6 protein-coding genes are annotated in these 8,400 nt (G+C 47.1%); 3 read left to right on the top strand and 3 right to left on the bottom strand.

Features of this window, described 5'->3' with window-relative positions; translation table 11 throughout:
* The 3 genes from H5073_RS13755 to H5073_RS13745 all read left to right on the top strand — a co-directional run.
* On the top strand, positions 1–1,051 hold a 1,051-nt coding region (locus H5073_RS13755), incomplete at its 5' end, for an MFS transporter (RefSeq protein WP_182680137.1).
* Between the two features lie 94 nt (positions 1,052–1,145).
* Complete coding sequence (locus H5073_RS13750; protein ID WP_182680136.1) at positions 1,146–3,653, top strand: glycoside hydrolase family 15 protein; 2,508 nt, start codon at positions 1,146–1,148, stop codon at positions 3,651–3,653.
* A gap of 178 nt (positions 3,654–3,831) precedes the next feature.
* A complete protein-coding gene (locus tag H5073_RS13745) occupies positions 3,832–4,188 on the top strand; it encodes a glutathione S-transferase N-terminal domain-containing protein (protein WP_182680135.1) in 357 nt (118 codons plus the stop codon).
* 64 nt (positions 4,189–4,252) lie between these two features.
* Here the strand turns inward: H5073_RS13745 and H5073_RS13740 are convergent, their stop codons facing one another.
* The 3 genes from H5073_RS13740 to H5073_RS13730 form a co-directional block, all read right to left on the bottom strand.
* Entirely contained in the window at positions 4,253–4,663 is a 411-nt protein-coding gene (locus H5073_RS13740; RefSeq protein ID WP_182680134.1) for a MarR family winged helix-turn-helix transcriptional regulator, read from the bottom strand.
* 63 nt (positions 4,664–4,726) lie between these two features.
* Positions 4,727–5,224: a DUF1285 domain-containing protein gene (locus H5073_RS13735; RefSeq protein WP_182680133.1), complete on the bottom strand. Its 498-nt coding sequence runs from the start codon at positions 5,222–5,224 to the stop codon at positions 4,727–4,729.
* A complete protein-coding gene (locus H5073_RS13730; RefSeq protein WP_182680132.1) occupies positions 5,224–8,277 on the bottom strand; it encodes an FAD-binding and (Fe-S)-binding domain-containing protein in 3,054 nt (1,017 codons plus the stop codon). The genes H5073_RS13735 and H5073_RS13730 overlap by 1 nt, the downstream gene beginning before the upstream one ends.
* Positions 8,278–8,400 lie beyond the last annotated feature (123 nt).

Here is an 8,400-nt window from a genome sequence, read left to right as displayed (position 1 = left end):
AGCCGGTGAAATCGCCGATTCAGTGCGTTACGCCTTCTATTTTGGCGCCGTGGTGCTGTTTATTGCTGTCAGTTGGACTGTGGTTAGCAGCAAAGAATACTCCCCCGCTGAGCTTGAAGCCTTCCACCAAGCCGAACAAGCCGTTAACCCAGCACTTGATAAAGTTAACCCAAGTCACATGGGTGAAGGCTTTGGCCGCAGAAGCGCGGCGCAGTATCAATTTGGCGCGCTCATTTTCGCCATAATTGGTGGGCTATTTACCGCTGCGGTTTACTTGTACCAGCTAGATAAGCAATTGTATATTTTGAGCATTGGGATCTTGGCCTTTGCGCCAATGCAATATTACTGCGCCTTTGCTCTTCAAAAGACTTCAGCGGCATCAAAGAACATAGCCGCTCATGGAAAAACCACCTTGCCCACTGGCATGCTGTTTAATGTTGTCGATGACATGTTTGCCATGCCAGAAGCCATGAAACAGCTGGCGCTGGTGCAGTTTTTTGCATGGTTTGCGCTGTTTGCCATGTGGATCTACACCACAGCGGCCGTCACCTCTTATCATTACGGCAGTGCTGATGTGCTATCTAAGCAGTTTAACGATGGTGCCGATTGGGTCGGGATTTTATTCGCCTCTTACAATGGTTTTGCCGCCCTTGCTGCTATCTGCATCCCCTTCCTCGCTAAGTGGCTGGGCGTCAGATTAACTCACACTGTGAATATGTTCTTAGGCGGTAGCGGGCTGATAAGTTTCTACTTTATCAGTGACCCAAGCCTATTATGGCTGCCTATGATAGGGGTGGGTTTTGCTTGGGCCTCTATTTTATCTGTGCCTTATGCACTCTTATCTGGCGCGCTGCCACCGCAAAAAATGGGCGTGTACATGGGGATATTTAACTTCTTTATCGTTATTCCTCAGCTGTTAGCCGCCAGCATCTTGGGCTTGTTGCTGAAAACCTTCTTTAACGGTGAGCCCATCTACGCTTTAGTGCTAGGCGGAGTATTTATGATGCTGTCAGGTATTGCAGTGCTGTTTGTCGAACAAGATAACTCATGATAAAAACACTTATACATCAGCCTCCTACATACAAGCTGATTAAAATAAAAATTTAGAATAAAAATAGTTCACGTCACAAAATTTGGGGAAAGTCATGACTGAGTTAACCATTACCACTAAAAAATGCCAACTTGCAGCGCTAATTACTACAGCGCTTATCAGCACAAGTATCGCCTTAAGCGGCTGCACACCGGATGCATCTTCAGCCTTAAGTGAAAACTCAGCCTTAAGTCAAACCTGGGCCCCAGGGGCGCCTGGCGCTGATCCCACTTGGGCCTTTGCGGGTAAAACCGGCATTGGCACTGCCTATGAGCCCTATGTAGACGGCAAATACCAAGCACAAGCCACAAATCCTGTCAGTAAAGTTTGGTTTTCTGTGGCCCAAGGCATTTTAACCGAAACCATGTATGGCCTTATTCACAATGCCCAGTTAAAAGAACTGCAGTTTGTGATGACAGGCAAAGGCTTTATCGATACCGAAAAAGACCACACAACAAGCCAGATTGAATATTTACACCAAGATGAGCAAGGCCGGCCGCAATCCCTTGCCTATAAAATAACCAACAAAGATATAGAAGGTAAATATCAGATAGAAAAACACATTTTCACTAATCCTGATAACGATAGCCTAATGATGAAGGTGATATTTACCGCCTTTGAAGCAGGCATTACCCCGCACCTTTATGTGAATCCTCATATCGACAACAGCGGCGCCAATGACAGCGCGACAATAGAAAATGGTGCCCTTATCGCCCAAACCCTAGCCGTTGACTCAACTGTGATGACAGTGAAAACCAGCACTGAGTTTGTTAGCGCAAGCGCAGGCTTTGTTGGGGTGTCTGATGGTTTAACAGATTTAATGGATAACGCTAAGCTTGATTGGCGCTACACCAATACTGGCAAGCAAGCGGGTAACGTGGCCCTAACGGCCCAGTATCCTGAGCTCACAATGAATACCCCGCTGGAATTTGATCTGGTGATTGGTTTTGGCGCCGATAAAGCCGCAAGCCTTGCTAGCGCAAACGCTAGTTTAGCCCAAGGCTCAGACGCTGTGCTCAGTGCCTATTTAGGCGATGACAGTCACCTTGGCTGGAAAGATTATTTAGCAAGCCTTACCCCACTCGATGCCATGAGTCGCAGCACTACAGATAATGGCAAACTCTTGTACGCCAGCGCATTAGTGCTTAAGGCCCAAGAAGATAAGACCCATGGTGGGGCACTTATTGCCTCGCTCTCAAATCCATGGGGTGACAGTGTTTCGGCTAAAGTTGGCAGCACAGGTTACAAGGCCGTGTGGCCGCGAGACTTTTACCAATGCGCCATGGCCTTTTTAGCTATGGGTGACAGCCAAACCCCAAAAGTGGCGTTCGAATACCTTAAAAAAGTCCAAGTAACCAAAGACACAAAAGGCTATAGCGGCACGCCGGGCTGGTTTTTGCAAAAAACTCATGTGGACGGTGAAATTGAATGGGTGGGTGTGCAGTTAGATCAAACCGCTATGCCCATCATGCTCGGCTGGAAACTCTGGCAGGCTGGGGTATTCACAGACGCCGAAATAAGCCATTGGTATCACAGCATGCTAAAACCTGCGGCAGATTTTTTGGTTAATGGCGGCAAGGTCAAACTTGACTGGAACGACACCCACATTAGCTCCCCTAGCACTCAGCAAGAGCGCTGGGAGGAGCAGCTTGGCTTTTCGCCATCAACCACTGCGGCGGTAATTTCAGGTCTGGTGGCAGCAAGTGATATTGGCGCCCTAGCCAAAGATGAACAGGCGCAGCAATACCTTGAATTTGCTAAAAAGCTTGAAGCGAAACTTGAAACTCAGATGGTGACCCATAAGGGTTTATTGGGGCAAAAGCCTGGGATTGATGCAAGTACCGACAATAGCCGCTCTGAAATAGACAAACCCGCACCTTATTATGTGCGGATAAGTCCTCAAGGTGATCCAAATACGGCAACCAAACTCTTAGATAACAATGGCAAGCCAGGTTTAGATCAAAGACTGATTTTGGATGCGGGGTTCTTAGAATTAGTCCGCTACGGCGTGCGTGATGCAAAGGACCCCATCATAGCCAATAGCCTTGCCTTAGTGGATTCTGAACATGAAGATAACTTAAGGCTTAAATATTTATTTAACGCTAAAGATGGCAGCACAGTGCCCGGCTATCGCCGCTATGGTAATGACGGTTATGGTGAAGACACCCAAACAGGCCTCAGCTACGCAGAAAACGGCAATACTGCAGAGCAGCGCGGCAGAGTCTGGCCTTTTTTCACTGGCGAGCGCGGCCATTACGAGCTGGCATTAGCGTTATCGGGCACCTTAGTTGATGGCAAACTGGATGCTCAGCGTAAACAGGCTTTGATTAACACTTATGTTCAAGGCATGGAAACCTTCGCCAATGAGGGCTTGATGCTACCCGAGCAAGTGTGGGATGGCGTAGGCAATAGCACACGTTATGGCTACCGTTTAGGCCAAGGGACTAACTCGGCAACCCCCCTTGCTTGGACTCACGCAGAATACGTGAAACTAGTGCGCTCCATGACAGATGAAGCCCTGTGGGATCATTATCCCAAAGTCAGCGCGGCCTTTAGCAAATAACCCCAACGCCTTCACTCGCATCGAAGACTAAGAGTGAGAGCCAGGACCTGCAGTGGTCATCGCCGCCAACATTTGAACCCAGAGGTTGGCGGCTTTATCTTTATAATACGATTAAATTCGGGTACAGTGCGCCCTAGAAATACATGACTCATTTAAGACAAGAAATAGAGGTAAAGCTATGTTTGTGATCCGCTGGATTTTAGGTCGTATCATTTTGTTATTAAATGCTATTTTTGCACCAACACCACGTAAACGCTCTGCTGATGAAATGGCGAAAATTAGCCAGCAAGTTCAAGGTCTAGCCCTGTATCAATATGCTGCTTGCCCTTTTTGCGTCAAAGTGCGCCGCGCGATGAGACGTCAAAACTTACCTATCCAAACTGTGGATGCCAAACAAGCTGAGCATAAGCAAGTGCTGGTCAATCATGGCGGTAAGTTGCAAGTGCCTTGTTTGCGTATTGAAAAAAATGGCCAAGTAGAGTGGCTTTATGAATCATCGAGCATCATCAACTACCTTAATGATGAATTTGCTTAACGCTCTCTTCATAAACAACAACGCCGCAATGATGCGGCGTTGTTGTTTAACTCAAGCACGAAGATTATGGGTTCATCTTATTCAATAGCGCCATCAACTGCTGTTGTTCCGCGGGACTTAACTGACTTAAGTGCCGTTCATCGACACGCATCGCCTCTTGGATCAAATCACTTTCTAGCGCTTTGCCTGCATCGGTAAGAAAAATTTGAAAGGCACGGCGATTATCTTCTTCCTGATGGCGGGTAATAAATCCCAGCACTTGCAGCTGATCCAAAAGCCTGGTCATAGTGTAATTGGCCACATCGCAATGCTTAGATAGCTCTGTCTGACTCAAGCCCTCTTCTTGCCACAAAGTAAACAGCACAGGCCACAACTTAGTATCCAGCTGATAGCGCTTTAAGCGGATATCAAGATCGTTTTGGATCCCATGGTTTAGGTGGGTTATAAGGTAAGTCAGACTTTCGTTGCGTTTCATTCCACCTCCAACACTCATCACTATAGCCTCTGCACTCGCCATCCCATGACGCTTACTGTATCCCTAACTTTCAAGGAGAATAAACTCATTGATATAGCGATAATAGCAGGCTCGGCCTAGACGCGCCGTTAAACCTCGCCCTAAGGCTAGATAAATGCCGTCATCATTAACCTCAATATCAGTATTAATGACTGAATACTCAACCCCTATACTGCTGATAAAATTTATATTGTTGTCACTGCTGCCAGCCAACAATTGATAATCCACCATCACCAAAGGTGTTGCTGCAACACTCACCCTTAATTTCTCAACCGGGGTAATTAGGTAGTGCTGCTCATCGATGCAGTACAAGATACTGGCGAACAGTTTGGCAAACTTTGCTGGCAAAGGGCTGGCTAAATACAGCCAATTTCCCTCAGCGTCGATATCAAACAACGGCGCCTTGGTGATGTCATCACACAAGGGCACATTTTCTGGTAAAAACTGCCTTAATGCCTGCTCCCCTTGGTTTGATATAAGGGGGGAATTATCAGGTGCATTAGCAGATTTTGGTCCAGTCATTACTGCCCCCTTGCCTGCTGAATTAGCTCAAGCAAAGCCTCAACAGGGTGCTTAGGCGCAAACTCAGCAAAGCGCTTTACTTGGCTGCGACAGGAAAACCCTGACACTAGCACTGTGGTCTTGTCGGTCACTTTCTCAAGACTTGGCTGCCAAGACATAGCAAACAATTGCTTGGAATTCTCTAAATTCACTTTTTCATGGCCATAGGTGCCAGCCATGCCGCAACAGCCCAAGGCCACTGACTCACAATTGGCGCCAAAATGTTTAAAAATAGTGCTCCACTCTTTGCCAGTATTAGGTTTAGCGGTGGATTCAGTGCAGTGGCTAAACCAAGTAAAATGCTTACTCGATGCCGGTAAACAGGGCACTTGCGCTATCGCTTCTATCAACCATTCATTGGCTAGTTTGACCTCAAAATGGCCTCGTTTTTGACCTAATATTTCAGCGTACTCATCACGGTAACATAGCACTAACGCAGGATCTAACCCCACCATAGGCATGCCTAACACGTGCAAATGGTTAAGAAAATCGGCACTGGACTGGGCCATTTTGGCAAATTTATCCAAAAAGCCTTTAATGTGCGCAGGCTTGCCATTCGGTTTAAAGGGCAGTAACACAGGCTTTAAGCCCATGGATTCAATAAGGCGAATAAAGTTATGCACTAATTTGGCATTATAAAAGCTGTTAAAAGGATCTTGCACCACCAGCACGTATTGACTGCGTGCATCCTCTGGGATGGCCTGCAGTGCTTCTAGATCATAACCTCGGCTGCTGTGGCCGTGAAGACGTTGTTTTAGGGTTGGTACAGATAATGCCGGTGAATCCACATAACCTAGGGTTTTCTCAATAGCCCATTGGCTTAATCTATGCTGAGACGCTAAGTTGATAAGCTTTGGCATGCTTGCCATTAACGGCAATACATCTTCAATCCCTGCCACTAAATAATCTTTGGTTGGGCGTAAATAGCGTTTGTAATAGATATCGAAAAACTGCGCCCTAAATTTTGGCACATCCACTTTAACTGGGCACTGGCTAGAACAAGACTTACAGGCTAAACAGCCTAGTAAAGATTCCATCACTTCATGGGAGTAATCGTATTCTTGCTGACTCTTGATGGTATTTTGCGCTCGCTGCAGCCAGCCTAGAGGCTTAGATTTGGCTAAGGCGTTAACATCTACACCTTCAGCTTCCAGCAGTCTTAGCCATTCGCGCATTAAGCTAGTGCGTCCTTTGGGGGAATGGATACGCTCACCTGTGACTTTAAACGAAGGGCACATGGGCGAGTAACTGCTGTAGTTAAAGCACAAGCCATTGCCGTTACAGTTCATCACATCGGGGAAGGCGTCACGCACTTGAATAGGGATTTGTCGGTCAAAGCTGCCGCGCTTGGCGCTGTCCACATTAAACATTAGTGGGCCAGCCTCTTTTGGCGCCACCAGCTTACCTGGATTTAAACGATTATGTGGGTCGAACAGGCCTTTAATTTGCTCAAGCACCCCATAAAGCTCGTCACCAAAGACCGCTGGGCCGTATTCACCGCGTACCCCTTTGCCGTGCTCGCCCCACATCAGGCCGCCGTATTTAAGGGTTAGCGCCGCCACTTGATCAGAAATCGTTTTTAGCAGTTTCTCATCATGTTCATCGCACATATCAAGGGCAGGACGCACGTGCAGCACGCCCGCATCCACATGACCAAACATGCCGTATTGCAATTGATACCCATCAAGCAGCGCCCGAAATTCCATGATAAAATCGGCTAAGTTCTCAGGCGGCACAGCAGTATCTTCAGCAAAGGCGATAGGTTTACGGCTGCCTTTAGTGGCGCCTAACAGCCCCACGGCTTTTTTACGCATAGCATAAATTTGCTCGATACTGGGCTTATCGGCGGTGATTTGAAACCCCACAATGCCGCAAGCTTCTGTTTCAAGCTGCTGCTTGAGCGCCTCTTCAAGGCTTGCCACTTTATCGGCAACCGTTTGCTCGTCACCGGCAAACTCCACCATATTAAGCCCTTCAATCACCTTGTTAGGCACGGCTTGAATGTGTTCACTTACCGAATGCCAAATAATGTCTTCGCGGGCAAGGTTGAGCACTTTTGAATCGACGGTTTCAACCACGGTTGCCTGGGCCGTTACCAAGGCCGGCGCATGACGCAGGGCCGACTCGAAAGAGTCGTATTTAATGTTCACCATCACCCGAGAGTTAGGCAGCGGCGTGAGTGAAACTTTGGCTTCGGTAATAAAGGCCAAGGTGCCTTCTGAGCCGGTTAAAATGCGCGATAAATCAAACTGAGTTAATGCATCATTCCACACATGCTTGAGATCGTAACCGGTTAAGAAACGGTTTAATTTGGGAAATTGGCGTTCAATCAACTCCCGCTTATCGCGGCACACTTTGGCAATAATATTGCTTATTTCAAGCCCAAGTGGATTGCTATTAGCATTGTTGTTATCAAGTTCTGCTAGGCTTACTGGCGCTGTGGTTAACACACTGCCATCGATTAACACGCTGATGAGCCCAAGCACATGATCAGAAGTCTTACCGTATACTAAGGAGCCTGCGCCTGAGGCGTCGGTATTGATCATCCCACCTAAAGTGGCGCGATTTGAGGTGGATAAATCTGGGCTAAAAAAGAAGCCGTGGGGGCGCAATGCATCGTTGAAGGCATCTTTGACCACCCCAGTTTGCACTCTTGCCCAACCTTCTTCGGCATTAATTTCTAACACTTTATTAAAATAGCGCGATAAATCAACAATTAAGCCATGGGTTAATGATTGGCCATTGGTGCCAGTACCGCCACCTCTGGGGCTGAAGGTGACGCCGCGGAAATCAGGTTTCGCAGCTAAAGTCAGTAGCAAGCTTAAATCGGCCTGATCTTTAGGGTAAATCACCCCTTGGGGCAAAAACTGATAAACAGAATTGTCGGTTGCCTGCACTAAACGTGCGCTGTAGCGCTTGTCTATGTCTCCTTCAAATTCACTTAATTCAAGCGCATCTAAAAAGGCTAAATAAACAGGTTCTAGTGTTTGTTGATGTGACAGCTGAGGCAACATAATCGATTTCTGTAAATGGTTGTAGTGCCAACATTATAAACAAAAAAAGCCACAATAGAGTGGCTTTTTTTAGCATGAAGGTTAACGGATGTAACACTGATCTCAGTTAACCCTCACTAAAAG

This window comes from Shewanella sp. SR44-3 (assembly GCF_014163735.1).
Lineage (GTDB): Bacteria > Pseudomonadota > Gammaproteobacteria > Enterobacterales > Shewanellaceae > Shewanella.
This window is presented reverse-complemented; position numbering and strand designations above follow the sequence as displayed.

Coding starts and splice junctions, on each gene's coding strand:
- H5073_RS13750 (WP_182680136.1), top strand. CDS start 1,146: ATGACTGAGTTAACCATTACCACTAAAAAATGCCAACTTGCAGCGCTA.
- H5073_RS13730 (WP_182680132.1), bottom strand. CDS start 8,277: ATGTTGCCTCAGCTGTCACATCAACAAACACTAGAACCTGTTTATTTA.
- H5073_RS13735 (WP_182680133.1), bottom strand. CDS start 5,224: ATGACTGGACCAAAATCTGCTAATGCACCTGATAATTCCCCCCTTATA.
- H5073_RS13740 (WP_182680134.1), bottom strand. CDS start 4,663: ATGAAACGCAACGAAAGTCTGACTTACCTTATAACCCACCTAAACCAT.
- H5073_RS13745 (WP_182680135.1), top strand. CDS start 3,832: ATGTTTGTGATCCGCTGGATTTTAGGTCGTATCATTTTGTTATTAAAT.